This is a genomic window from Thermus scotoductus DSM 8553 (assembly GCF_000381045.1).
GTDB lineage: Bacteria > Deinococcota > Deinococci > Deinococcales > Thermaceae > Thermus > Thermus scotoductus.
In genome coordinates this window covers 1-24162 of record NZ_KB905749.1, presented here as the reverse complement: position 1 = coordinate 24162, position 24162 = coordinate 1, and the positions used below count along the sequence as shown (strand labels likewise).

The following is a 24162-nucleotide window of genomic DNA, read 5'->3' as shown; positions in this document are numbered from 1 at the left end:
GAAATGGTGTACATTACTGGATGGTTTCTAAGCTACCTTACACTTTGGCTGAGATGGGTGGGAATAAGGGCGAAATTTCCTGCTCTTTTTGCCCTACTGTTTATTGGTGTAATTATAACTATCCGGAATAGTGGAACGGACACCCACAGCTACGAAATCTGGCTCAGCTCTGTAAAAAGTGATACCAACACGCTTTCGCTAGAACCCGGTTTCGCTTTGGTTGCAGAGCTTCTTCTACGGCTAACGGGCTCGGAAGTGTGGGCACTGCGGGGTATAGGTGTCCTATTCACACTATTTCTGATTGTTTATTGGCTACGCTCCGATAGGTACGAGCTAAACCTAATCACACTTTATTTCATCCCAGCCTTTGTTTTTCCATACGGCATGAACGCGGTGAGGGCAGGGCTTGGGCTAACATTGCTTCTTCTGGCGTGGCAGTGCCTCAGGCGAAACAAAAAAAGGTGCTTCCTCGTATTGGCCCTAACAAGTATAACCTTCCACTACTCAATGATTTTGCCAGCGCTATTACTCGCTGTGCCCGAACTCAAGGTAAAAACTCGGCGGCAACTTCTTTTGTTAAGCTTCCTCATCCTGGCTGCATTGGCTCTAGCGTTTTTACAGCAAGACTACATACTGGCCAAGCTGGAGCTTTACTCCTCTTCCGAAAGCCCCTCTTCAGCTTCCGGGTTATCCCGGATCACCATGCTTGCCAGTTTACTATTAGGTCTAGGGGCTTTGCCCTTCAAAACAAAGCTCCGAGCGTGGGCTGTAATCTTCGGCCTAGGTGTCTTCTTCCAGGGTTTAGCATTCGTGTCCTATGCTGGCTTGCGGTTTTTAGACCTGGTGGCGTTCACCACCCCTCTTGTACTTCTCCGAGAGTTTGACCACGCCAAGAAACACCCTGGGCAGAGCTTCTGGTGGGGAGTGGGAATAGCTGGAATTATAGGTGCTGTCTTCTTCCTGCGTAACGCGCTCGCTGACTACAACGGCCAGCTAACAGGGACCCTCACCCCCTTCCTCCCCTACAGGACGGTGTTTGACCCATGGCCATAGAAAAGCCGAAATGGGAGAAGGAGGCCAGATGAAGCATGCGCCCCTAGTCAGTGTCGGCATACCTTTTCTCAACCCAGGCCCTTACCTGGACCTCGCCGTGCGCTCGGTCTTCGCCCAGACCTACCCGAACTGGGAACTCATCCTGGTAGACGACGGTTCCACGGATGGCAGTTACGAGCGGGCCACGGCCATCCAGGACCCCCGCGTCCGGGTGCTCCGCGACGGCCAGAACAAGGGCCTGCCCGCGCGGCTGAACGAGATCGTACGCCTGGCGAAGGGCGAACTGGTGGCGCGGATGGACGCGGACGACGCCATGCACCCTCTGCGCCTGGAAAAGCAGGTGGGCCTTTTGCAGGCCAACTCGGAGCTGGACGGGGTGACCACGGGAGCGTACCTCATAGACGCCGAAGACAGGCCCAGAGCGCTCCTACTGGGCCGCCAACCGTCGGCGCAGGAGGTCCTGGCGCGGGGCGGGTTTCTGCACCCCTCGCTTCTCGCCCGCAAGGCCTGGTTTGAAGCCCACCCCTATTCCCTAGACTATCCCCGGGCCGAAGACCGGGAACTCTTTGTACGGACGTTTAAGACCTCGAGGCTCCACGTGCTTCCTGAGCCTCTTTACTTTTACCGCTGGTTCGGGGTGCCTCGAGGCAGAGCCCTTCGCACGGGATACCGAAACGAAAGGAAAGTTATTTGGAAGTACGGCCCAGGGCTCGTAGGTCTAACGCAGACGCTATCCCTGCTCGCGCTCTCCAAAGGGAAGGAAGTGGCTTCCTGGCTAGCTGAGAAAGTCGGCTTGGAGAATCGCTTTTCCAGAAGGTACGGGTTTACAACTTTAACAGAAGATCAACACAAAGACGCTCTTTCAGCCTTGGAAGCCATAAAGGCCACGCCCGTGCCTGGCTGGGAGCACTAAACGTCATGAAGGCGCACGAACATAAGCCAACAGTGGCCTTGATCGTGCCCTACGCCCCCGCGGTTCCCCTGTTTCGCCGCCCCCTTCTCCAAGAGCTCGCGGGCAGAGGGTTCACTTCCTTGGTCTATGCCCCAGACTGGACAGAAGCCTTAGAAAAAGCACTTGAGCAAGAGAGGGGCGTGAGGGCCCTTCACTACCCCCTGAAGCGCACAAGTATCAGTCCGCTTGCCGACCTCAAAACGCTTCTCTCTCTTGCCGTTTCCCTGGCTCACTCTCAACCTCACCTCGTGCTCACCTTCCAGCCCAAGCCTAACGTGTACGGCATCATAGCGGCGGCAATGGCAGGCGTACCCCGCCGGTTTGCGGTGGTGGAGGGGCTAGGTTTTGCTTTTACTCCCGGTGAGGAAAGCTTAAAGAAGCGGGTAGTGAGGGCAGTTTTAAAGGTGCTTTACCGGCTGAGCTTTTCCTTAGCGCATAAGGTTTTCTTCTTGAACCCCGATGATCTCAATGAGTTTGTATCCCAAGGTCTGGTACGCAAGGAGAAGGCCGTGCTTCTGGGGGGGATTGGGGTGCCCCTCGAGGAGTGGCCCCCCGCCCCCCCTCACCTCGAGCCCGTTACCTTTACCCTCATCGCCAGGCTGCTCCGGGAAAAAGGGGTGCGGGAGTTTGCTGAGGCTGCCCGCAGGATAAAGGGTAACTACCCGGAGGTGCGCTTTCTCCTTATCGGTCCTTTGGACACCAATCCTGGGGCCATCAGGGAAAGCGAGGTTCGCTCCTGGGTGGAGGAGGGTCTTTTGGAGTGGGTGCCCTGGACGGAGGACGTTCGCCCCTATCTTCGGCAGACCAGCGTGTATGTCTTGCCTTCGTCGTATCGGGAGGGAGTTCCCCGTAGCACCCAGGAGGCCATGGCCATGGCCCGCCCCGTCATCACCACGGATGCGCCTGGCTGCCGGGAAACGGTGGTGCCCGGGGTTAACGGTTTCCTGGTTCCCCCGCGGGATGCCCAGGCCTTGGCCGAGGCCATGGAGCGCTTTATACACGAGCCGGACTTGATCGTGCGGATGGGCCAGGAAAGCCGAAGGCTTGCGGAGGAGCGATTTGACGCCTGGAAGGTGAACGAGCGCTTTTTAAAGGAACTGGGAATAGAATGAGGTTCGTGGGTCTTCTACGTTCCCCTCTTCTCAAGCGGATCCTGGACGTGGTGGGCGCTTCCTTTGCCCTCCTTGCTTTTGGGCCTCTGATGCTCTACGTTGCCCTTCGCATCTGGCGCGAGATGGGAAGTCCGGTCCTTTTCCGCCAGGTGCGCCCTGGGCTTCAGGGCAGGCCCTTCGTCATGTATAAGTTCCGCACCATGACCGAGGAGCGGGATGCGGAGGGAAGGCTTTTGCCCGACGAGAAGCGGCTTACCCCATTGGGAAAGTTTTTGCGACAGTACAGCCTGGACGAGCTCCCCGAGTTCATCAACGTCCTCAAGGGGGAGATGAGCCTGGTTGGCCCCAGGCCCCTTCTTATGGAGTACCTGGAGCGGTATACCCCGGAGCAGGCCCGGCGGCACGAGGTGAAGCCGGGGATCACGGGGTGGGCGCAGGTCAATGGGCGCAACGCCTTGACCTGGGAGGAGAAGTTCCGGCTGGATGTATGGTATGTGGACAACTGGAACCTGCTTTTGGACCTGAAGATCCTGTTCTTGACCCTTGTTAAAGTACTGCGGCGGGAAGGTATCAGCGCCGAGGGACATGCCTCCATGCCGGAGTTTAAGGGTAGTGAGGGCGTATGAGGCTTGTGGTGGTCGGGGCCGGGGGGCATGGTAAGGTTGTCTTGGCCACGGCCTTAGAGGTGGGTGCCGAAGTTCTTGCCCTGTTGGATGATGATCCAGCCAAGTGGGGAGCTAGTTTATTGGGGGTTCCGGTGGCAGGGCCGGTGTCGCTTTTTGAAAGGTTCGTCCAGGAAGATGCGAGATTTGTGCTGGCGATAGGTGAGAACCGTCTGCGACGACGGCTAACCGTCCTTCTGGATGGAGTGAGGTGGGTCACGCTTGTGCACCCCAGGGCCTATGTGCACGCCACAGCTTCCTTGGGGGAGGGTACCGTGGTTTTCGCTGGAGCCGTAGTCCAGCCCTCGGCACGGATAGGTCGCCATGCCATCGTCAATACTGGCGTGGTGGTGGAGCACGATTGCCAGGTGGGGGACTGGGTGCACTTGGCTTCAGGGGTGCGGCTAGCTGGAGGAGTGGAAATAGCGGAAGGAGCCTTCTTGGGAGCGGGGGTGGTGGTTATTCCTGGGAAGCGGGTTGGAAGGTGGAGTACGGTTGGGGCTGGGGGTGTGGTGGTGCGCGACGTTCCAGATTTTAGTCTCGCCTATGGGGTTCCGGCCAAAGTGCAGCGACGGCTTCAGGAGGAGTTATGAAGCGCATCTACCTTTCCCCTCCTCATCTCTCAGGCCTCGAGGCCCAGTTCCTGCAGGAGGCCCTCGAGTCTGGTTGGATTGCCCCCTTGGGTCCGCAGGTGGAGGCCTTTGAGCGGGAGTTCGCCGAGGTGGTGGGGGCCAGGCATGCCCTGGCCCTGAGTTCGGGTACGGCGGCCATCCATCTGGCCCTAATCCTGGCCGGGGTGGGGCCAGGGGACGAGGTGGTGGTCTCCACCCTTACCTTTGCGGCCAGTGCCTTTCCCGTCTTGTATTTGGGTGCCCGCCCTGTGTTCATAGATAGCGAAAAAACCTCTTGGAACATGGACCCCGCCCTCCTGGCAGACTTCCTTAAGAAGAGGGCCAAAAGGGGAAGACTTCCCAAGGCGGTGGTGCTGGTCCACCTTTACGGCCAAAGCGCAGACATAGAGCCAATCCAGGCCCTCTGCAAGGAGTACGGCATAGCCCTTATTGAAGATGCGGCAGAGGCCTTGGGAAGTACTTACAAGGGCAAAAGCCCCGGTACCTTTGGCAATGCAGGTATCTTTTCCTTCAACGGCAACAAAATCATTACCACCTCCGGTGGGGGGATGCTGGTTTCCGATGATGGACAGCTTATCGCCCATGCCCGGAAGCTGGCCACCCAGGCTCGGGAACCCGTCCCCTGGTATGAGCATATTGAGGTGGGGTACAACTACCGCATGAGCAACCTCCTGGCTGCGGTGGGCCGGGCGCAGTTGCGCACTTTAGAGGAAAGGGTGGGGGCCCGGCGGCGTATCTTCCAAAGGTACGTGGAGGGCCTTTCGGATTTGCCAGGCGTCCGATTCCAACCCGAGGCCCCTTGGGGCCGGCACACCCGGTGGCTTACCGTGATGCTGGTGGATAAGGAGGCCTATGGACGTTCACCGGAGGCGATCCGACAGGCCCTTGAAAAGGAGGGTATAGAAACCCGACCTGTGTGGAAACCCCTGCATCTGCAGCCCGTTTTCCAGGGGGCGGAAAGGGTGGGGGGTGAGGTGGCGGAGGACCTGTTCCGTAAGGGGCTTTGTTTGCCTTCAGGTTCATCCCTAACCCCTGAGGACCAGGACCGGATCATAGAAGCCATCCGAAACCTTGCGGCCGGTTAGGTTAGGGTTACGTTAACCCTGCGTTCACACCCTCCCGGGTTAAGATGGCTCTAGCGTATGCGGGGAGCTATCAAGTTCCTTTTGGACCTGGCTCTTTGGACCCTGGCGGCGCCTTTGGCCATGGCCTTGCGCCTCGAGGGGCTTCCTTCCCCGTACTGGGAAGCCACCTGGGTTTACACCCTTTTGGGAATTCCCGTAAAGGCCTTGCTCATCGCCCTTTTCGGCCTTCACCGGCAGGCTTGGAGCCGGGTGGGGGTGCGGGATCTGGTGCGGCTGGGCACGGCGGTGGGCTTAGGCGGGGCTGTCCTTTTGGCCTTTGCCGTGGTCCTAAGGGCCTACCTTCCCATGCCCCGGAGCGTTCCTCTTATTGCCATGGTGTTGGCCTTCTTGCTCCTGGGGGGGGTGCGCCTGGGGGTACGCCTCTACTGGGAGGGGAAAAGGGGCAAGGGGGTTCAGGGCACCCGGGTCCTGGTGGTGGGGGCCGGGGAGGCGGGCAGCATGGTGGTGCGGGAGATGCTCCGCCACCCGGAGGCCGGCCTTTATCCCGTGGGCTTCCTGGACGACGACCCCAACAAAAGAGGGCAGACCATCGCGGGGGTCCGGGTCATGGGTACCCTGGAGGCTCTGCCCCAGGTAGCTCGGGCTTTGGAGGTGGAGGAGGTCTTGGTGGCCATTCCCTCGGCCCCCGGTTCCGTGGTACGCAAGGTGGTGGAGATGAGCAGGGCCGCGGGGGTTCGCTATCGGATTCTTCCGGGGATTTACGAAATCCTTTCGGGCCGGGTGGGGATATCCCAGATCAGGGAGGTGCGCTTAGAAGACCTCCTCCGCCGCGAGCCTGTGCGCCTCAACCTGGGGGAGATCGCGGGCTACCTGGAAGGCCGGGTGGTCCTGGTCACGGGGGCTGGGGGGTCCATCGGAAGCGAGCTGGTGCGGCAGGTGGCCCGCTTTCATCCTGAGCAGGTGGTGCTTCTAGGCCGGGGGGAGAACAGCCTTTTCCTGCTGGAAAAGGAACTGGAGGCCAGCTGGCCCGACCTGAAGTACAAGGTGGTGGTGGCCGATGTGCGGGACCTGGAACGCCTGCGCCACATCTTCCGGCTCCACAGGCCAGAGGTGGTGTTTCACGCCGCCGCTCATAAGCACGTGCCCCTTATGGAGGTCAACCCTGAGGAAGCCATCTTCAACAACGTGCGGGGAACCCAGAATGTGGTGGATCTCTGCCTGGAGTTCGGGGTGGAGCGCTTGGTGAACATCTCCACCGACAAGGCGGTGAATCCCACCTCGGTGATGGGGGCCAGCAAACGGGTGGCGGAGCAGGTGGTAGCCTTTGGGGCTTCACGGGCTGAACCCCACCAGGTGTTCGTATCTGTGCGCTTCGGTAACGTCCTAGGTAGCCGGGGGAGCGTGGTTCCCCTTTTCATGGAGCAGATCCGGAGGGGGGGACCGGTGACCGTGACCCACCCCGAGATGCGCCGTTACTTCATGACCATCCCGGAAGCGGCCCAGCTGGTCTTGCAGGCGGGGGGTATGGGGGAAAATGGTCGGGTCTACATTCTGGACATGGGGGAACCCGTGAAGATTTTGGACCTGGCTAAGGACCTAATACGCCTGGCGGGCCTCGAGCCCTACCGGGATATAGAGATCGTCTTTACGGGGGTGCGCCCCGGGGAGAAGCTTTTTGAAGAACTGCTCACCGCCGAGGAGGGAACGGAGGCCAGCCGCCACGAAAAAATCTGGGTGGCCAGGAACAGCCAGGTTCCCCCGGAATTTCCCCACCTTTTGGAGGAGCTCTATCGGGCAGCCCGTCAGGGTGATAGCCTTCTGGTTCGGCAAACCCTTAAGCGCCTTGTTCCCAGTTACCAACCCGAGGGGATCCCGGTTGGAGATTAGAAGGATAGGGTATAGTAGACGGCGTTATGGTGGAAGCCCCTGGAGAAGAGCTTTCCCTCAGGGACATCCTAGAAACCTTGAAGCGCCAGTGGGTTTGGCTCCTTGCCCCGCCCGTGCTGTTGGGTGTTCTGGCTCTCATCTACGGGTTTTTCATCGCCGAGCCCACCTACGCCTCCACCGCCACCTTAAGCGTGGCCCCGGTGCAGGTGCAGGCCCAACTGGAGCAAAGGATCCAGGTGCAGCAGGCTACCCCCATCACCTTTGAGGGGCTAAGGGCCCTGGCCCTTTCCGAGGAGACGGTGGGAGGGGTGTGGGAGGCCCTGCGGAAAGAGGGCAGGCTTCCCACCCGCTGGCAGGACCGGGGGAGCCTGCGGGGGGTAGAGCGGATGATGCGAGACCTGAAGGTCAATGACATCTCCCCCAAGCTCCAGGCGGTAAACCCTAACCAGGTGCCCCCCGTCGTGGCCAGCCTCACCGTGAATGCCCCAGACCCCCAGGTGGCGGCCAAGGCGGCCAACCTCTGGGTAGAGGCGGTGAAGAGGCGGGTGAACGCCATACCCCTTGCCCGCCTCGAGGCCAGCCTTAAGGCCTTGGAGGAGCAGATCGCCCCCGCCGAGAAGGCCTACCGGGAGGCCCAGGCCCGCTGGGAGGCCTTTCAGCGCACCACCACCCTGGCCCAGGACAAAGCGGAGCTGGATGCCAAGACGGGGGAGAGGGTGAGCCTGGACCAGGAGCTTTCCGGCCTGGAGCGGGACCTGGCGGCGGTACAGGGGCGGATCAGGGCCCTCGAGGCGGAGGCCCGGCGCCAGGCGGCCTTGGTACCCTTGGACACCAGCCCCGAGCAGCTGGCCACCATCGGAAAGCGGCTTAAGGAGGCCCAGGAAAACCTGAAGCGGGAAACGGAAAGGGCCCGGCAGGCTTTCCAGGCGGCCGCTTTGACCCTGGAGAATTTTCGAAAGACAGACCGTCTTTCAGAGTGGCAGCAGGAGCGGGATCGGCTTACTCAGAGGCTAATTGAAGTTGGGGTTCGCTTGGCCCAGGTGGATACGGAGAAGGCGGGCCTCGAGGCGCGTATACAGGACTTGGAAGCCGCTTTGATCAAGGAGCCAAGAGTATTGGAACTGGTGCGGGAGGTGGTGGAGGATCCAGTGGTGGCGGCGGCCCTGGCGAAGGGGGATCTGAGCGCCTTAGCGGGCTTGCGGCTGAAAACCCAGGAGATTAACCCTGTTTACCAGCCCTTGGTCACGCAACTGGTAACTTTACGTGCCAACTTGGCAGCTCTTTTGGCGGAGGCCAAGGCTCTCGCTCAGGAACAGCAACGGTTACAGGTCAAGCTTCAAGACTTGCGGAACCAAATTGCAGTGCAGGAGCGGGCTAAAGAGGCCCTCTTGTTGGAGTACAACACCAAAAAGGCCGCCTACGAGGCTTTCCGTTCCCGCTACGACCAGATCGCCAGCCTTACGTCCGGGGACCTATCCTTTGATAATCCCAATCCCGAGTACCAGCGCTTGCGGGGCACTCTCATAGACGCCCAGGCGGAGGAGGCGCGCCTCCTGGCCCGCAAGGCGGCCCTCGAGGCCCGCATCGCCCAGGTGGAGGCCCGCATCAACCTGCTGAAGGAGCGGGTGGCCAAGGCCCAGGTGGAGGAGGAAAGGGTACGCCAGGCCCTGGAGCTTTCCCGCAACGCCTACGTGGCCCTGGTGCAAAAGCGCACCGATTTGCAGATCGAGTTGGCCAGCTCCCAGAACTCCCTGGCCCAGGTGATCGCCCCCGCCTACCCCATCTACGAGAAGGTGGCCCCCAAACGGGGCCTCCTTTTGGCCTTGGCCTTAGCCTTGGGCCTCATGCTCGGGGTGATGGCGGCCTTCGTGGCCGAGGCCCTAAGGCCGCCCCGGGCGGAGGCAGCGGGGTAGAGGTTTCCCGCAAGGGGTGTAGGGTGAGAAGCCGGGTCGGTAGCAAGGGCCGGATAACGCTTCCCCAAAGGGTGAGGGAGGTTTTAGAAGTAAAGCCGGGGGATGAGGTGGAGTTTGTGATCCGAGGCGGGCAAGTCTTCCTCCGGCCCAGGCAAGAGGTTCCCTTGGAGAACCTCTTCGGTCGGCTCAAGGTAAAGGTCGCCTACCCGGGAGAGGTGGCGGAAAGGGAGGCGCGGGCACAGGCATGGGTTCAAGGCCTGAGAGGCCGCCCGTCTTCTTGAGGCTCTATTGAAGGAGTGGGCCGAGTTGGGTATAGTAGAAAGCCGGTAGCCCCTTCGGGGGCTTTGGGAAGGGGAAGCCATGTTCGCGATCGTCAAGACCGGTGGCAAGCAGTACCGGGTGGAGCCCGGGCTGAAGCTTAGGGTGGAGAAGCTAAAGGCCGAGCCCGGGAGCCAGGTGGAGCTTCCCGTCCTTCTCCTTTCCGGGGAGAAGACGGTGGTGGGGGCTCCCTTCGTGGAGGGGGCCAAGGTGGTGGCGGAGGTGCTCGCTCACGGCAAGGGCAAGAAGATCACCATCTCCCGCTTCAAGGCCAAGGTGCAGTACCGCAGGAAGAAGGGGCACCGCCAGCCCTACACGGAGATCCTCATCAAGGAGATTCAGGGGTGAGCCATGGCACATAAAAAGGGTTTGGGTTCCACCAAAAACGGCCGGGACTCCCAGGCTAAGCGCCTAGGGGTGAAGCGGTACGGGGGCCAGGTGGTGAGGGCCGGGAACATCCTGGTCCGCCAGCGGGGCACCCAGTTCAAACCCGGCAAGAACGTGGGCATGGGCCGGGACTTCACCCTCTTCGCCCTGGTGGACGGGGTGGTGGAGTTCCAGGATAAGGGGCGGCTCGGCCGCTACGTGCACGTGCGTCCCTTGGCGTAGACCCAAGGGACGGCTTGGATGTTCCGGGATGTCCTGACCATCACCGTCGCCGCCGGTAAGGGGGGCGACGGTGCCATCTCTTTCCGCCGGGAGAAGTTCGTGCCCAAAGGGGGGCCCGACGGGGGGGATGGGGGACGGGGAGGGAGCGTGTACCTGCGGGCCAGGGGAAGCGTGGACTCCCTCTCGGAGCTTTCCAAGCGCACCTACAAGGCGGAGGACGGGGAGCACGGCAAGGGAAGCGGCCAGCATGGCCGTGCGGGCCAGGACCTCTACATCGAGGTGCCCCGGGGAACCCGGGTCTACGATGCGGACACCGGGGAGCTCTTAGGGGACCTCACGGAGGAGGGCCAGGTCCTCCTGGTGGCCAAGGGGGGGGAGGGAGGCCGGGGGAACATGCACTTCGTCACCCCCACCCGCCAGGCCCCCCGGTTCGCCGAGGCGGGGGAGGAGGGGGAAAAGCGGAGGCTTCGCCTCGAGCTCATGCTCATCGCCGACGTGGGCCTGGTGGGCTACCCCAACGCCGGCAAGTCCAGCCTGCTCGCCGCCACCACCCGGGCCCATCCCAAGATCGCCCCCTACCCCTTCACCACCCTAAGCCCCCACCTGGGGGTGGTGGAGGTGGGGGAGGAGGAAGGGGAGCGCTTCACCCTGGCGGATATCCCCGGGATCATCGAGGGGGCAAGCCAGGGGAAGGGCCTGGGCCTGGAGTTCCTGCGCCACATCGCCCGCACCCGGGTGTTGCTCTACGTTCTGGACGTCGCCGAGGAGCCCTTAAAGACCTTCCGCACCCTGCGCAAGGAAATAGAGGCTTACGACCCCGCTCTCCTCAGGCGCCCAAGCCTCATCGCCTTGAACAAGGTGGACCTCCTCACCCCCAAGGAGGTGGAGGAGAGGGTGGCGGAGCTGGCCCAGGAGGGGCTTCCCGTCCTGCCGGTGAGCGCCCTCACGGGGGAGGGTTTGGCGACGTTGAAGGAAGCCCTCCTCAGCTTGGTGAAGGCCACCCCGGCCCCCGAGCTTCCCAGGCCAGCCCCCAGGGTTCTCGTGGAGGCAGGGGTGGAGGTGGTGCCCCTGGAGGAAGGAGTGTACGAGGTGCGCTCCCCTGCCCTGGAGCGGTACCTGAGCCGGCTCAAGGGGGATCTCTCCGAGGCGGCGGGCTACCTGCAGGAGGTCTTCCGGCGCCAGGGGGTGGAGGCGGCCCTCAAGGCCAAGGGGGTGCGGGCGGGGGATATCGTGCGGATAGCGGGGCGGGAGTTTGAGTACATCCCGGGGTAAAGGCGGCTTGACCACGGAGGTTGAACCTTGCGCATAGGCCTTTTCGGCGGGAGCTTCGATCCCATCCACCTGGGGCACCTTTTGGCGGCGGCGGAGGCCCGGGCAGCCTTGGGGCTGGACCTGGTCCTCTTTGTGGTGGCGGCCCGCCCCCCCCACAAGACCCCGGTGGCCCCGGCGGAGGCCCGCTACGAGATGGTCCTCCTGGCCACGGCGGAGGAGAAGGGGTTCTTGGCCTCGAGGCTGGAGCTGGACCGGCCGGGCCCAAGCTACACCGTGGACACCCTAAGGGAGGCCAGGAGGCTTTTCCCGGAGGATGAGCTCTTCTTCATCACCGGGGCCGATGCCTACCGGGATATCCTCACCTGGAAGGAAGGGCACCGGCTTCATGAGCTGGCCACCTTAGTGGCCGTGGCCCGGCCCGGCTACCCCTTGGAGGGGATGCCGGTGCCCGTGGTGCCTTTGCTGGTGCCCGAGGTGGGGATATCCAGCACGGAGATCCGGAGGCGGATCCGGGAAGGAGAGAGCATCCGCTTCTGGGTGCCCAGGCCCGTGGAGGTGTACCTTGAAAAGCACGGTCTCTACCGCTGAGCTGGAGGAGAGGGTAAAGGCCTTGGTCCGGCCGGAAAGGTGGGCGCACATCCAGAGGGTGGCGGCCCTGGCCCAGGAGATCGCCCTTAAAAACGGCCTGGATGGGGAGCGGGCTTACCTGGCGGGGCTTCTCCACGACGCCGCCCGGGACCTGGGGGAGGAGGAGCTCCTTAGACTGGCCCCCCCGGAGAACGAGGTGGAAAGGGCTCATCCCCTTTCCCTCCACGGCCGGGCGGCCCGGGTTCTGGCCGAGGCCTGGGGGGTAAAGGACGAGGAGGTTTTGGAGGCGGTGGAGGGGCACGTGTACGGGGTGGACCCCCAAAACGGCCTGGGCATGGCCCTCTACATCGCCGACATCTCCGAGCCCGGCCGGGGGGTGAACGGGGAGATCCGGGAGCTCGCCCTTTCGGGGAGGCTCCTCGAGGCCTACCGCCGGGCGGTGCAGAACAAGGTGGCCTACCTCACCGCCAAGGGCATCCCCCTGCACCCTAAGACCCTGGCCGTGTACCGCCGCTTGCAGGATGCGCCCTAGGCTTTCCTTTCTCCTCCTTTCCCTGGCCCTTTTCGCCCTCGGGGGGGTGCTCTCCTGGCCGCGGCCGGGAGAGGAGGAAGGAATGCGGCCCAGGAGGGCTGGGGCCTTGCCCGAGATGGGGGTGGTGGTGGCGGCCCGGGACATCGAGTACTGCGGCTACCGCACCCCATGCGGCCCGGGAAGCCGCACGGACACCATCTTCTACGTGCGCCTTAGGGGAGGGGAGGCCAGGGCCTTGGCCATTCCCCGGGACCTCTATAGCCCGGTGGTGGGGGGCAAGATCAACGCCGCCTACGCCCGGGGTGGGGCGGAGCTTTTTAAGCGGGCGGTGGCGGAGGCCACGGGCCTGGTGGTGGAAAGGCACCTCATCCTCACCCTGGAAAGCGTGGCCCGGGTGGTGGACGCCGTGGGGGGGGTGGAGGTCTACCTGGAGCGCCCCATGCGCTACACCGACCGGGCGGCGAGGCTTTTCATCGACTTCCCCGCGGGAAGGCTTCACCTAAACGGGGAGGAGGCGGTGAAGTACATGCGCTTCCGCCACGACGCCCTGGGGGATTACGCCCGTTTGGACCGCATCAAGGGGGTGGTTTCCCAGGTGCTCAAGAAGGCCCAGGACCCCCGCACCTGGCCGGCCTTGGCCCTGGCCCTAAGGGAGGCCTGGCGGGAGCTGGACACCGATCTTTCCCTGGATGAGGTTTTGGCCTATCTGCCCGGGGTCCAGGGCCTGAGGCTTTCCGTGGCCACCCTGCCCACCCGCGAGGGGAGGGAGACCTTCCTCCTGGTGGACGAGGAAGCCCGGGCCCAGGTCCTGGCCCAATGGATGGGGATGGCCCTGCCTTCCTCTCCGCCCCAAGTGCCCGTGCGCCTAAAGGGGGAAAGGAGCCTGATCCTTTGGGGCCAAGCCCTTCTTGCCCGGGAGGGAATCGAGGCCCAGGTGGAGGAGGCGGAGGTGGCGCAGAGCGCGGTCTACACCAAGGACCTCGAGGCCGGAAGCTACTTCGCCGAGCTTTTCCACCTGCCCCTTCTTGCGCCCCACGGGCCGGTTCCCGGGGTGGTGGTGGAGCTCGGGCGGGACCTGGTACAATAGGGGTAGATGGTAAAGACCCTCGGTCAGCACGAAGGGCTAGATTTGCGTAAGCAAGAGGCAGTGGAGCTGGTAGCGAGGATCAAGGATCTCCTTGGGGAAAAGAAAGCGGAAAACGTGGTGGCCCTGGACCTGAGGGCGGTTTCGGAAAGCCTGGACTACTTCGTCCTAGCCAGCGCCACCAGCACCCCCCATCTTCAGGCCCTGGAGCGCCACGTGCAGGAGAAGCTGGAGGAGGAGGGGCTTCGCCCCAGGCCCACGGAGGGGCAGAGCCCCCGCTGGGTGGTCCTGGACTACGGGGAGGTGGTGGTCCACCTCATGACCCCTGAGGCCCGGGAGTACTACGACCTGGAGGGGTTCTGGGCGGACGCCGAGAGGATATGAGGACCCAGGCCCTGCGCCTAGTCCAGGGCCGAGTAGATGGCTTCTAGGTCCAAGGACATGTCCAGGCAGGGCAGGGGCACCTGGCCGCCGGCGTAGCGCTTCAGGCTGAAGCCCTTCCCCTCGCGGAAATACCCTTCGAGGCCCTTCCTTTCCGGGTCCAGGAGCAGATAGGCCTGGAGGCTTTCCAGATTCAGATAGGCCCGCATCTTCTCCCAGCGGTCCTGGGCCTCCGTGGAAGGGGAGAGGACCTCCAGGACCAGGCAGGGGCGTTCTTCCAAAAAGGGGTTTTCCCCTGGAGGGCCGCAAACCACCATGAGATCGGGGTAGTAGACGGTGTCGGGGGCCACCTTGAGCTTAAAGGTTTCCGCATGGACCCGGCACCCCTTTTCCCGGGCCCGGGGGAAAAGGGCCGCCACCAGGGCCACCACCAGGAGGTTGTGGCGGCGGCTGGCCCCGGCCATGGCTCTCGGGAAGCCCCGGACCAGCTCGTGGCGCACAGGGCTTCGGGCCTCCTCCTCCAGGTAGGCCTCGAGGGTCAGGGGGCGCTGGACTTCCGCGGGCTCGGCCATCTGCCCTCATTTTATCCGGGGTGGGGCTAAAGGCCCCATGATGAAGCGCTGGAAGAGGAGGTAAAACCCCAGGTAGACGAGGATCTGGAACCACATGCTCTGGGCCCAGGCAAGGCCCAGGACACCGGTAAACAGGATGAGGAGGGTGGCCGCCATCACCACCAAGGTGGTGCGGAAGAAGATGCCGGGGAAGTACTTGAGGGCTTCGCGGAAGGTCTTGGGCCGCCTCTCCTCCCACTCCTTCAGGGCCTTTTTCTTGAGCTTTTCCTCGCGCTTCTTCTTGCCCACGGGGAAAGTATACTGAGCCCTGTGAAGGTGGCGCACACCGTGGCCGAGTTAAGGCAGGCCCTCCCCCGGGAGGGGGTGGGGTTTGTCCCCACCATGGGCTACCTCCACCGGGGGCACCTGGCCCTGGTGGAAAGGGCCCGGAAGGAGAACCCCTTCGTGGTGGTCTCCATCTTCGTCAACCCCTTGCAGTTTGGCCCCGGGGAGGACTACCACCGTTACCCCCGGGACCTTAAGCGGGATCAGGCCCTTTTGGAGGAGGCGGGGGTGGACCTCCTCTTCGCCCCCGGCGTGGAGGAGATGTACCCCCAAGGCTTTGCCACCCGGGTATCGGTGGAGGGGCCCCTTACCGCCCTTTGGGAAGGGGAGGTGCGCCCCGGCCACTTCCAGGGGGTGGCCACGGTGGTGGCCAGGCTTTTCCTCCTGGTGGGGCCAAGCCGGGCCTACTTTGGCGAAAAGGACTACCAGCAGCTTCTGGTGGTCCGCAAGATGGTGCGGGACCTGGGCTTTCCCCTGGAGGTGGTGGGGGTGCCCACGGTGCGGGAGGAGGATGGCCTGGCCCTTTCCAGCCGCAACGTCTACCTGTCCCCGCAAAGGCGCAAGGAGGCCACGGTCCTCTACCGGGCCCTTTTGGCCATGCGGGAAGCGGCCCTAAGGGGTGAGGGTGTGGCCGAGGCCTTGGAAAGGGGTGAGGAAGTGCTTAGGGAAGCTCCGGAGTTTCGGCCAGACTATTTGGCCATCGTCCACCCCCAAACCCTTTTGCCCCTTTCCCGCTTTGTGCCCGGAGCCAGGGGGATCGTGGCCGGCCGCTTTCCCGAGGTGCGCTTGATCGACAACCTAGAGGTCCATCCATGAGCGAGGAGAAGGGCTCCGAAGGGGCTAGGTCGGCTAGGGAGGCTTCTTCCCAGGAGGGCAGGCACAGCCTTTTGGAGATGTTCAAGGCCATGGTCCAGGCCCGGGCCTCGGATATCCACCTGCAGGCCGGGGCTCCCCCCGTGATCCGGGTGGATGGAAAGCTGAAGCCCTTTGGCAACCGGCCCCTCACCCCCAAGGACCTCGAGGCCATCGCCAAAGCCCTCCTCACCCCGGAGCAATGGGAGGAGATGGAGTACCGCAAGGAGATGGACTTCGCCTACACCATCCCCGGGGTGGCCCGCTTCCGCTGCAACCTCTTAAGGCAACGGGGTAGCTTTGGCCTGGTGATGCGGGTGGTGGCCGAGGTGATCCCCAGCTTTGAGGCCCTGGGCCTGCCCCGGGAGGTGATGGAGGGGCTGGCGGCCAAGGAGCGGGGGCTCATCCTGGTGACGGGTCCTACCGGAAGTGGCAAAAGCACCACCTTGGCGGCCATCATCGACCACATCAACCTGCACTACGCCAAGAACATCATCACCATAGAAGACCCCATAGAGTTCCTGCACAGGCATAAGAAGAGCCTGGTGGTGCAGCGGGAGGTGGGGCTGGACACGGATAGCTTCTACTCCGGGATCAAGTACGCCATGCGCCAGGACCCGGACGTGATCCTCATCGGGGAGATGCGGGACAAGGAGACGGTGGAGGCCGCCCTCATGGCGGCCCAGACCGGGCACCTGGTGCTTTCCACCCTGCACACCCTGGACGCGGGGCGGACCATCAACCGCATCATCGAGTTCTTCCCCTTGCACGAGCACCAGCAGGTGCGCATCCTCCTGGCGGAGTCCCTTCTCGGCATCCTCTCCCAGCGCCTCCTCCCCCGGGCGGACGGGAAGGGGAGGGTTTTGGCCCTCGAGGTTCTCATCGCCACGCCCTACGTGCGGGAGCTCATCAAGGATGAGGACAAGACCCCCCAGATCAAGGAGGCCATGATGGAGGGCTCCATCCACGGGATGCACACCTTCGACCAGCATTTGGTGGAGCTCTACAGCCAGGGGCTCATCTCCCTGGAGGACGCCCTTCCCGCCGCCACCAGCCCCCACGAGTTCAGGCTCCTCCTCACCAAGGCCACGGGACAGGCGTACTGAGAAGGTGGCTTAGGACTTTAAGAGGAGGAGGTTAAGGCCCGGGGAACGGAGAAAGTCCTGGTCAAAGGTAACCAGTCGGTATCCCCCGGCAAGGGCAAAGGCAGCCAGATAGGCGTCGGTCCAATGACGGTAGCCAAAACCCTGGGCCACCAAGAAGGACAAGGCGTCTTCCAAACCCTCAGGCTCCTCCACCACGGGAACGCCCGCGGGGCCCCGTAGCTCCCGGTAGACACGCCAGGCTTCCCCCACCTCCAGGGGCTTTCCTCCCATGGCCTTTGGGTTGGTGAGGAGGCGCAAAAGCCCCAAGGCGGTCACGCGGACCAGGACAGGTTCCGCGGCTACCCCCCAGTAGCGCTGGGCCTCGGGGTGAAAGGGATGCTCCGGCACCAAGAGGGCGAACCAAAGGTTAAGGTCCGGGAGGTCCATCCTCTAAAAGCTCCCAAAGTTCTGTCCCCGTCCAGGAGGGAATCTGGCGGCCAGCCGGGGGGATCTTGGGTAAAGGACGGGGCTGGCGCTGGGCCTGGCGGCGAAGGCCCTCCTCCAGGTAGCGGATCACCAGCTCCCGTAGGGTTTTCCCCTCCTTGGCTGCCTGGAGTTTGAGGTGGCGGTACAGTGGGTCAGGGAGGTCTAGGGTGGTGCGCATAAAAGCATATTAGCACATTAACCAGACAGGCCACCACCTCGGCATGCTTCGGACCGATAGGGCTCATCTGGTACACCTCCCCGTCCAAAAGTTCCACCCCCGTGACCCCCTGGAAGAGGCGCTCGAACTCCTCTATCCCGAAGCGGTACCGCTGGGCCATGGCCCTAGCGTAGCATGGGGGCATGAACCCGGTGCAGTTCATCCGCGAGAAGCGGGAGGGCCTGAAGCACAGGCGGGAGGACCTGAAGGCTTTCCTCGAGGGCTACCTGAAGGAAGAGGTGGCGGACTACCAGGTATCCGCCTGGCTCATGGCTGCCTTCCTGAGGGGCCTGGACCCGGAGGAAACCCTATGGCTTACGGAAACCATGGCCTACTCGGGGAGGGTCCTGGACCTCTCCCACCTGCCCCACCCCGTGGACAAGCACTCCTCCGGGGGGGTGGGGGACAAGGTGAGCCTGGTGGTGGGGCCCATCCTGGCGGCGGCGGGGTGCACCTTCGCCAAGATGTCGGGGCGGGGCCTGGCCCACACCGGGGGGACCATCGACAAGCTGGAATCGGTTCCAGGCTGGCGGGGGGAGATGACGGAAAGGGAGTTTCTGGAAAGGGCCGAGCGCATTGGGCTGGTCATCGCTGCCCAAAGCCCGGACCTGGCCCCCTTGGACGGCAAGCTCTACGCCCTAAGGGATGTCACGGCCACGGTGGAGAGCATCCCCTTGATCGCCAGCTCCATCATGAGCAAGAAGCTGGCGGCCGGGGCCAGGAGCATCGTCTTGGACGTGAAGGTGGGCAAGGGGGCTTTCATGAAGACCCTGGAGGAAGCCCGGCTTCTCGCCAAGACCATGGTGGAGATCGGCCAGGGGGCGGGGCGAAGGGTTAGGGCCCTCCTCACCAGCATGGAGGCCCCCCTGGGTCGGGCGGTGGGGAACGCCATAGAGGTCCGGGAGGCCATAGAGACCCTGAAGGGAAAGGGACCGGAGGACCTTTTGGAGGTGGCCCTGCGCCTTGCGGAGGAGTCCTTACGGCTTGAGGGGCTGGACCCAAGCCTGGCCCGTAGGGCCTGGGAAAGCGGCAAGGCGCTGGAAAGGTTCCAGGCCTTCCTCGAGGCCCAGGGGGGAAATCCCCGGGTGGTGGAGGACTTCTCCCTGCTTCCCCTGGGGGAGGAGCTTCCCCTCGCCTCGGAGAAGGAGGGCGTGGTGCAGGAGGTGGATGCCTACCGGGTGGGCCTGGCGGTTTTGGCCCTGGGGGGCGGGCGTAGGAAGAAGGGGGAGGCCATCGACCACGGGGTGGGGGTCTATCTCCTGAAGAAGCCCGGGGACCGGGTGGAAAGGGGAGAGGTTCTGGCCCTGGTCTACCACCGCGGGAAGGGCCTGGAGGAAGCCCTGGCCCACTTAAGGGAGGCCTTCCAGCTGGGACTTTCGGCAAGCCCCCTGCCCCTGGTCCTGGATGCTGTGCCCTGAGGCCGCGATAGGGTTGCGCGGGGCAGGTCCTGGGGTACGTGGGCTCCACGGGCCGCTCCACCGGTCCCCATCTCCACTACGGCGTCTACCGCTACGGGTCCCCCGTGGACCCGAGGCCCTACCTAGACCCCCTTTGGGCCTCCCGTTAAAATGGGGCGGATGCTGGGGAGAAGGCAGGCGGGGACCCTCACCTACCTGGGGTCCGACACCGAGGTCCTGGGGGACCTGAAGGCCAAGGGCCAGGTGCGCATCGACGGCCTGGTCAAAGGCTCGGTCTACGTGGAAGGGGAGCTGGAGGTGGGCCGCACGGGCCGGGTGGAAGGGGAAAGGGTGGAGGCAGGGAGCGTGCAGATCCACGGGGAGGTGAAGGCGGACCTGGTGGCCCAGAAGGTGAGCCTTTCCAAGACGGCCCGCTTCACCGGCACGGTGCGGGCCCAGGCCCTGGACGTGGAGGCGGGAGCGGTCTTCATCGGCCAGAGCCTGGCGGGGGAGACCAGGGCCCTCGAGGCTCCCAAGGAGGCGTAGCGTGGCCCTAGAGCGGCTTTTCCGAAGAAAAAGGCCCAGCGGGGAAAACCGGGACGTCCCCGAGCTTTGGACCAAGTGCGAGGCCTGCGGGGCCCAGCTCTACAAGAAGGAGTTCCGGGAAAACCTCTACGTCTGCCCCAAGTGCGGCCACCATCACCGGGTGCCCGCTTCCGAACGGGTGGAGATGCTGGCGGATGCCGGCACCTTCCAGGAGATCACCGGGCTTAGGCCCCTGGATCCCTTAGGCTTCGTGGACACCAAGCCCTATGCGGAAAGGCTCAGGGCCTACCAGGAGGAAACCGGTCGCAAGGACGCCATCCTGGGGGGCACCTGCACCATCGGCGGGGTGCCTGCGGTCCTTCTGGTGATGGACTACGCCTTCGCCGGGGGGTCCATGGGGAGCGTGGTGGGGGAGGAGATCGCCCGGGGGGCGGAACGGGCGGCGGCGGAGGGCCGGGCCCTGGTGATCGTGGCGGCCTCGGGCGGGGCCAGGATGCAGGAGGCGGCCCTTTCTCTCATGCAGATGGCCAAGACGGTGATGAGCCTGGACCGCCTCTGGGAGAAGCGCCTTCCCTATGTTTCCATCCTCACCGATCCCACCACCGGGGGAGTCACCGCCAGCTTCGCCGCCCTGGCCGACGTGATCTTCGCCGAGCCCGGGGCCCTGATCGGCTTTGCCGGGCCCAGGGTCATCCGCCAGACCATCCGCCAGGAGCTGCCCGAGGGCTTCCAGCGTTCGGAGTTTTTGCTGAAGCACGGGATGGTGGACCGGGTTACCGATCGCAGGAAGCTCAAGGGCGAGCTGGTCCGGGCCCTTCGTCATCTGCACCCTGGAGTTCCCTATGCCGTTGGAGTTTGAAAAGCCCATCCTGGAGCTGGAAAAACGCATCGCCGAGCTAAGGGAGACGGCCCGCACCACGGGGGTGGACCTCGAGGCGGAGATTCGCCTTTTGGAGGACCGCCTGGCCAGGCTCAAGGAGGAGGTCTACGGGAGCCTCAACGCCTGGCAGAGGGTGCAGCTGGCCCGGGCCCCGGGCCGCCCCACCACCCTGGACGTCCTGGAGAAGGCCTTCCAGGACTTTTTGGAGCTCCATGGGGACCGGGCCTTCGCCGACGATCCCGCCATCGTGGGGGGGCTCGCCTACTTGGAGGGGCAGAAGGTGGTGGTGGTGGGCCACCAGAAGGGGCGGGACACCAAGGAAAACCTCCACCGTAACTTCGGCATGCCCCACCCCGAGGGGTACCGCAAGGCCATGCGCCTCATGGACCTGGCGGACCGGTTCGGCTATCCCTTCCTCTCCTTCATCGACACCCCGGGGGCCTACCCGGGGGTTTCCGCGGAGGAGCGGGGCCAGGCCTGGGTCATCGCCCAGAGCATCCAGCGCATGAGCCGCCTGAAGGTGCCCGCCATCGCCCTCATCCTGGGGGAGGGGGGTAGCGGGGGGGCCTTGGCCATCGGGGTGGCCAACCGGGTCCTCATCATGGAAAACGCCTGGTACTCGGTGATCAGCCCGGAGTCCTGCGCCGCCATCCTCTGGCGGGATGCCAAGGAGGCCCCCAAGGCCGCCGAGGCCTTGAAGCTCACCGCAAGGGACCTCCTGGCCCAGAAGGTGGTGGACGCCATCGTCCCCGAGCCCGAGGGCGGGGCCCACAAGGACCCCGACCAGGCCATCCGCAACATCAAGGAAGCCCTTCTGAAGACCCTCGAGGAGCTCAAAGGGCTTTCCCCGGAGGAGCTCTACCGGGACCGTTACCGCCGCTTCCGCACCCTTGGGGCCTACGCCGAGTCTTAAGGGGCCTTGTCCCTTTTCCCTCAGGATTTTCACAGGGAGGCTTTAGCCTGAGGGCGGAGGTGAGGATTATGCGGAAGCTCCTTTTGGCCATCCTGGGTTTTGGGGCGGCGTTGGCCCAGCAGATAAGCCCCCAGGGGATCATTGTGAATCCCGCGCCCACCGACCTTCAGGTGAAGGTCTGGGTGGACAAGGACCCCGGGAAACGGGGAGGTGCGGTTTACCAGATCGGTGAGCCCATCTTCATCTACGTGAACGTGAACCAGGATGCCTACGTCTACCTCTTCAACATCAATGCCGACGGCAGGATTGATCCCATCCTGCCCAACGCCTTTGAGCGGAATAACTTCCTGAGGGCCGGGGAAACCCGGCGCTTTCCCCCGGAAGGGGCCCGCTACCGCTACACGGTGACGGGTCCCGAGGGTGAGGACCGCATCCTGGCGGTGGCCAGCAAGCGCCCCCTTTCCCTGGGGGAGATCCTGGATGTGGAGCGCAATCAGGTGCGGGTCCAGGGGGCGGAGGGCTTAGCCCGGGCGCTTTCCATCGTGATTGAGCCCATCCCCGACAAGGACTGGGTCACCGACGTGGCCCGCTACTTCGTGGGCCGGGTCACAGCTCCCCCGCCCACCCCGGCCACGGCCACCCTGGTGGTGGACTCGAGGCCCGCTGGCGCCGAGGTCTACCTGGACGGGCGGATGAGCGGGCGCACTCCTGTTAGCCTCCAGGTGAACCCGGGCCGGCACGAGGTGGAGCTTAGGCTTGCCGGCTACCAGCCCTACCGGGTCACGCTGAACCCCAGGCCCGGGGAAAGGGTCCAGGTCTTCGCCCAGCTGGTGCCGGAGGCCAGGCAGGGGACCCTGGCCGTCACCTCCAGCCCTTCCGGGGCCGAGGTGTACGTGGAAGGAACCCTCAGGGGCCGCACGCCCCTTTCCCTAAGCCTGCCCGAGGGGCGGTATGCGGTGGAGCTTAGGGCGCCGGGCTACGAGCCCTACCAGGCCACGGTCCAGGTGCGAAGGGGCGAGACCACCCGGCTGGACGTGCGCCTGAACCCCGTCTCTCGCACCGGCATCCTTCTTCTGGAGTCCAGCCCCACGGGAGCCGAGGCCTACGTGAACGGCACCTTGCGGGGCCGTACCCCCTTGCGCCTGGTGCTGGAGGAGGGAACCTACCAGGTGGAGCTCAAGGCCCCGGGTTACGAGCCCTACCGGGCCACGGTGCGGGTGGAACGGGGCCGGGAAACCCGGGTTTCCGTCACCTTGAGGCCCATCCGCACGGGGGAGCTTTATCTGGAGGCCAGGCCCGAGGGGGCTGAGGTCTACATCGACGGCCGTTTGATGGGCCGGGCGCCTTTAAGGATGACCCTCGAGGCCGGTCTCCATGAGGTGCGGGTCCTGGCCCCCGGCTACGGGGAGTACCGAGCCCAGGTGGAGGTGCGCCCCGGGGAGTCCGTGAGGCTTTACGTGGAGCTCGTGCCGGTGCGGGCGGTCTTGGAGCTTTACCTGAACGTGGAGGCCCGGGTCTTCCTGGATGGGAAGGAAGTGGGGGTGGCCAAGGGCGGTTACCTGCGCCTCGAGGCGCCCTTCGGCGAGCATGAACTTACCTTGGTGGCCCCTGGGTACCGCACCCTGGTGGAGACGGTACGCATCACGGGGAACCAGGTGCTCCGGTATACCCTTAGGCCCCTCTGATGCCACCCCACCCCGGCGTCGCCGGGGTGGGGGCCCCGGCAAAACCTTTAGAGAAAAGAGGGGGTGTGGGGGAGCTATAATCCCCCGGTTTTTAAACCGGGGATACATGGGTCAGCGAAGCTACATGCGACCGAAGGGAGCTTAGCTCCCCCACGTGCTCCGGAGAAGCTTCTTTCGCCGCCGATAGGCGGGGTGGAGCACATAGCATAGTGGGCAGCGGATATGCTATCATAACCCAAGTTGCTACCTATCCCGAGGCCTGAAAAAATAGTGGCCGCTATGCTGTCGCGCATCATAGCGGCCTTTTGCATTATAGACGATGCCCTCCAGGCCCTGGGCTACAAAGACGACCCCCAAGCCAAGACCCCAGCCTCCGCCATCCTGACCCTCGCCATCCTGGCCGCCATGGAACTGGGCGGCAAGCACAACAAGGCCCTGGCCCTCGCCAAAGACCTGCGCCTCTTTACCTACGTCCCCTCCCCAAGTCGCTTCAACCGCAGACTCCACGCCCTATACCCCTTCTTCCTCCCCCTTCTCCACCTCCTAGCCCAGGCCTGGAAAAACCTCCACCAGGCCCAGGCCTACGCCTTGGACACCTTCCCCCTCCCCGCCTGCGAGAATATCCGCGCCCCCCGCTCCCGCCTTTTCCCAGACAAGGCCTACCGCGGCTTCATCCCCAGCAAACGGGTCTACTTCCACGGCCCCAAGCTCCACCTCCTGGTGGACGACGGGAAGTTTATCCATGAAGTGAGCCTGACCCCGGGAAGCCTACATGATCTGAGCTCTTTGCTCCTTCTTCCCCTGGACCTTCCCGAGGGGGCGGAGCTCTACCTGGACCGGGGGTACGAAAGCCACTTCTATGAAGACCTCCTCCGGGAGGCGGGGGGGATTGTGCCCATGGTCATCCGTAGAAGGAACAGCCGGCGGTATGTGCCTTGGTTGCAGTACCTGGCCATTGTGGGGCGGAGGGTGGTGGAGACGGTGGGCAGTATGCTCCATGCCCTCTTCCCGCGGCGCATCCATGCGGTGACCCAGGAGGGTTTTGTGATCAAGGTGCTCTCCTTCATCTTGGCCCACAACCTAAATCTCTTGGCTCAACAAATGCTTGGGTAGCAACTTGGGTTA

Annotated in this window: 28 protein-coding genes and 2 pseudogenes; 25 read left to right on the top strand and 5 right to left on the bottom strand. The window is 63.9% G+C overall.

Annotated features, from left to right (window positions below; genetic code table 11):
* Positions 1–3: 3 nt before the first annotated feature.
* The 16 genes from F604_RS0108045 to rsfS all read left to right on the top strand — a co-directional run bounded on the left by F604_RS0108045 (position 4) and on the right by rsfS (position 14083).
* Complete coding sequence (locus tag F604_RS0108045; protein WP_019551207.1) at positions 4–1053, top strand: EpsG family protein; 1050 nt, start codon at positions 4–6, stop codon at positions 1051–1053.
* A 28-nt stretch (positions 1054–1081) separates the two neighbouring features.
* The gene (locus F604_RS0108040; protein ID WP_019551206.1) at positions 1082–1966 is read left to right on the top strand and encodes a glycosyltransferase family 2 protein; all 885 of its coding nucleotides are present in this window, start codon (positions 1082–1084) and stop codon (positions 1964–1966) included.
* 5 nt (positions 1967–1971) lie between these two features.
* A complete protein-coding gene (locus tag F604_RS0108035) occupies positions 1972–3117 on the top strand; it encodes a glycosyltransferase family 4 protein (protein WP_026329069.1) in 1146 nt (381 codons plus the stop codon).
* Complete coding sequence (locus F604_RS0108030) at positions 3114–3743, top strand: sugar transferase (RefSeq protein WP_019551204.1); 630 nt, start codon at positions 3114–3116, stop codon at positions 3741–3743. Before F604_RS0108035 ends, F604_RS0108030 begins: the two co-directional genes overlap by 4 nt.
* Positions 3740–4372 carry an acetyltransferase gene (locus F604_RS0108025; RefSeq protein WP_019551203.1) on the top strand — a complete coding sequence of 211 codons (633 nt, stop codon included), beginning with the start codon at positions 3740–3742 and terminating at the stop codon, positions 4370–4372. Before F604_RS0108030 ends, F604_RS0108025 begins: the two co-directional genes overlap by 4 nt.
* Positions 4369–5496, top strand: a complete 1128-nt coding sequence (locus tag F604_RS0108020; RefSeq protein ID WP_019551202.1) for a DegT/DnrJ/EryC1/StrS family aminotransferase — start codon at positions 4369–4371, stop codon at positions 5494–5496. Before F604_RS0108025 ends, F604_RS0108020 begins: the two co-directional genes overlap by 4 nt.
* Positions 5497–5553: 57 nt before the next feature.
* A complete protein-coding gene (locus F604_RS0108015) occupies positions 5554–7383 on the top strand; it encodes a polysaccharide biosynthesis protein (RefSeq protein ID WP_019551201.1) in 1830 nt (609 codons plus the stop codon).
* A gap of 26 nt (positions 7384–7409) precedes the next feature.
* Positions 7410–9296: a Wzz/FepE/Etk N-terminal domain-containing protein gene (locus tag F604_RS0108010; RefSeq protein WP_019551200.1), complete on the top strand. Its 1887-nt coding sequence runs from the start codon at positions 7410–7412 to the stop codon at positions 9294–9296.
* A 23-nt stretch (positions 9297–9319) separates the two neighbouring features.
* Positions 9320–9577 carry an AbrB/MazE/SpoVT family DNA-binding domain-containing protein gene (locus F604_RS0108005; RefSeq protein ID WP_019551199.1) on the top strand — a complete coding sequence of 86 codons (258 nt, stop codon included), beginning with the start codon at positions 9320–9322 and terminating at the stop codon, positions 9575–9577.
* Between the two features lie 79 nt (positions 9578–9656).
* Positions 9657–9962 (top strand): 50S ribosomal protein L21, encoded by a 306-nt coding sequence (rplU, locus tag F604_RS0108000; protein ID WP_019551198.1) that lies wholly within the window; start codon positions 9657–9659, stop codon positions 9960–9962.
* Positions 9963–9965: 3 nt separating this feature from the next.
* Positions 9966–10223, top strand: a complete 258-nt coding sequence (gene rpmA / locus F604_RS0107995) for a 50S ribosomal protein L27 (RefSeq protein WP_015716231.1) — start codon at positions 9966–9968, stop codon at positions 10221–10223.
* 18 nt (positions 10224–10241) lie between these two features.
* Positions 10242–11495: a GTPase ObgE gene (gene obgE, locus F604_RS0107990; RefSeq protein WP_019551197.1), complete on the top strand. Its 1254-nt coding sequence runs from the start codon at positions 10242–10244 to the stop codon at positions 11493–11495.
* Between the two features lie 27 nt (positions 11496–11522).
* Positions 11523–12083 carry a nicotinate-nucleotide adenylyltransferase gene (gene nadD, locus F604_RS0107985; protein WP_019551196.1) on the top strand — a complete coding sequence of 187 codons (561 nt, stop codon included), beginning with the start codon at positions 11523–11525 and terminating at the stop codon, positions 12081–12083.
* Positions 12058–12615, top strand: coding sequence for a bis(5'-nucleosyl)-tetraphosphatase (symmetrical) YqeK (yqeK, locus tag F604_RS0107980; RefSeq protein ID WP_019551195.1), 558 nt, complete (start codon positions 12058–12060; stop codon positions 12613–12615). Before nadD ends, yqeK begins: the two co-directional genes overlap by 26 nt.
* Positions 12605–13702, top strand: a complete 1098-nt coding sequence (locus tag F604_RS0107975; protein ID WP_019551194.1) for an LCP family protein — start codon at positions 12605–12607, stop codon at positions 13700–13702. Before yqeK ends, F604_RS0107975 begins: the two co-directional genes overlap by 11 nt.
* 6 nt (positions 13703–13708) lie before the next feature.
* Positions 13709–14083 (top strand): ribosome silencing factor, encoded by a 375-nt coding sequence (gene rsfS / locus F604_RS0107970; protein WP_019551193.1) that lies wholly within the window; start codon positions 13709–13711, stop codon positions 14081–14083.
* Positions 14084–14100: 17 nt separating this feature from the next.
* Here rsfS and F604_RS0107965 read toward each other — a convergent pair whose 3' ends face one another.
* Both F604_RS0107965 and F604_RS0107960 read right to left on the bottom strand, forming a co-directional pair.
* Complete coding sequence (locus tag F604_RS0107965; RefSeq protein ID WP_015716237.1) at positions 14101–14652, bottom strand: Uma2 family endonuclease; 552 nt, start codon at positions 14650–14652, stop codon at positions 14101–14103.
* 6 nt (positions 14653–14658) lie between these two features.
* Positions 14659–14940: a hypothetical protein gene (locus F604_RS0107960; protein WP_026329066.1), complete on the bottom strand. Its 282-nt coding sequence runs from the start codon at positions 14938–14940 to the stop codon at positions 14659–14661.
* 21 nt (positions 14941–14961) lie between these two features.
* On the opposite strand from F604_RS0107960, the gene panC reads away from it, so the two are divergent.
* Together panC and F604_RS0107950 are read left to right on the top strand one after the other, a co-directional pair.
* Positions 14962–15792 (top strand): pantoate--beta-alanine ligase, encoded by an 831-nt coding sequence (gene panC / locus F604_RS0107955; protein ID WP_015716239.1) that lies wholly within the window; start codon positions 14962–14964, stop codon positions 15790–15792.
* The gene (locus F604_RS0107950; protein ID WP_019551191.1) at positions 15789–16934 is read left to right on the top strand and encodes a type IV pilus twitching motility protein PilT; all 1146 of its coding nucleotides are present in this window, start codon (positions 15789–15791) and stop codon (positions 16932–16934) included. Before panC ends, F604_RS0107950 begins: the two co-directional genes overlap by 4 nt.
* Before the next feature lie 9 nt (positions 16935–16943).
* Here F604_RS0107950 and F604_RS0107945 read toward each other — a convergent pair whose 3' ends face one another.
* The 3 genes and pseudogenes from F604_RS0107945 to F604_RS12900 form a co-directional block, all read right to left on the bottom strand.
* A complete protein-coding gene (locus F604_RS0107945; protein WP_019551190.1) occupies positions 16944–17360 on the bottom strand; it encodes a TA system VapC family ribonuclease toxin in 417 nt (138 codons plus the stop codon).
* A complete protein-coding gene (locus F604_RS0107940) occupies positions 17341–17577 on the bottom strand; it encodes a hypothetical protein (RefSeq protein WP_019551189.1) in 237 nt (78 codons plus the stop codon). The genes F604_RS0107945 and F604_RS0107940 overlap by 20 nt, the downstream gene beginning before the upstream one ends.
* 43 nt (positions 17578–17620) lie before the next feature.
* Positions 17621–17737 (bottom strand): annotated as a pseudogene (locus F604_RS12900) (Uma2 family endonuclease); the annotation flags it as partial.
* Positions 17738–17759: 22 nt separating this feature from the next.
* Here F604_RS12900 and F604_RS0107930 point away from each other — a divergent pair.
* The 7 genes and pseudogenes from F604_RS0107930 (at position 17760) to F604_RS0107905 (ending at position 24150) form a co-directional block, all read left to right on the top strand.
* Positions 17760–19034, top strand: a complete 1275-nt coding sequence (locus F604_RS0107930; protein ID WP_019551187.1) for a thymidine phosphorylase — start codon at positions 17760–17762, stop codon at positions 19032–19034.
* Positions 19035–19054: 20 nt separating this feature from the next.
* Positions 19055–19183 (top strand): annotated as a pseudogene (locus tag F604_RS12630) (M23 family metallopeptidase); the annotation flags it as partial.
* Between the two features lie 10 nt (positions 19184–19193).
* Positions 19194–19559, top strand: a complete 366-nt coding sequence (locus F604_RS0107925; RefSeq protein ID WP_019551186.1) for a bactofilin family protein — start codon at positions 19194–19196, stop codon at positions 19557–19559.
* Between the two features lies 1 nt (position 19560).
* On the top strand, positions 19561–20418 hold the full coding sequence (gene accD, locus F604_RS0107920; RefSeq protein ID WP_019551185.1) for an acetyl-CoA carboxylase, carboxyltransferase subunit beta: 858 nt from the start codon (positions 19561–19563) through the stop codon (positions 20416–20418).
* Positions 20402–21352: an acetyl-CoA carboxylase carboxyltransferase subunit alpha gene (locus F604_RS0107915; protein WP_019551184.1), complete on the top strand. Its 951-nt coding sequence runs from the start codon at positions 20402–20404 to the stop codon at positions 21350–21352. The genes accD and F604_RS0107915 overlap by 17 nt, the downstream gene beginning before the upstream one ends.
* Positions 21353–21420: 68 nt before the next feature.
* Positions 21421–23037, top strand: coding sequence for a PEGA domain-containing protein (locus F604_RS0107910; RefSeq protein ID WP_019551183.1), 1617 nt, complete (start codon positions 21421–21423; stop codon positions 23035–23037).
* Between the two features lie 279 nt (positions 23038–23316).
* Positions 23317–24150 (top strand): IS982 family transposase, encoded by an 834-nt coding sequence (locus F604_RS0107905; protein WP_019551182.1) that lies wholly within the window; start codon positions 23317–23319, stop codon positions 24148–24150.
* The last annotated feature ends 12 nt before the right edge of the window (positions 24151–24162 follow it).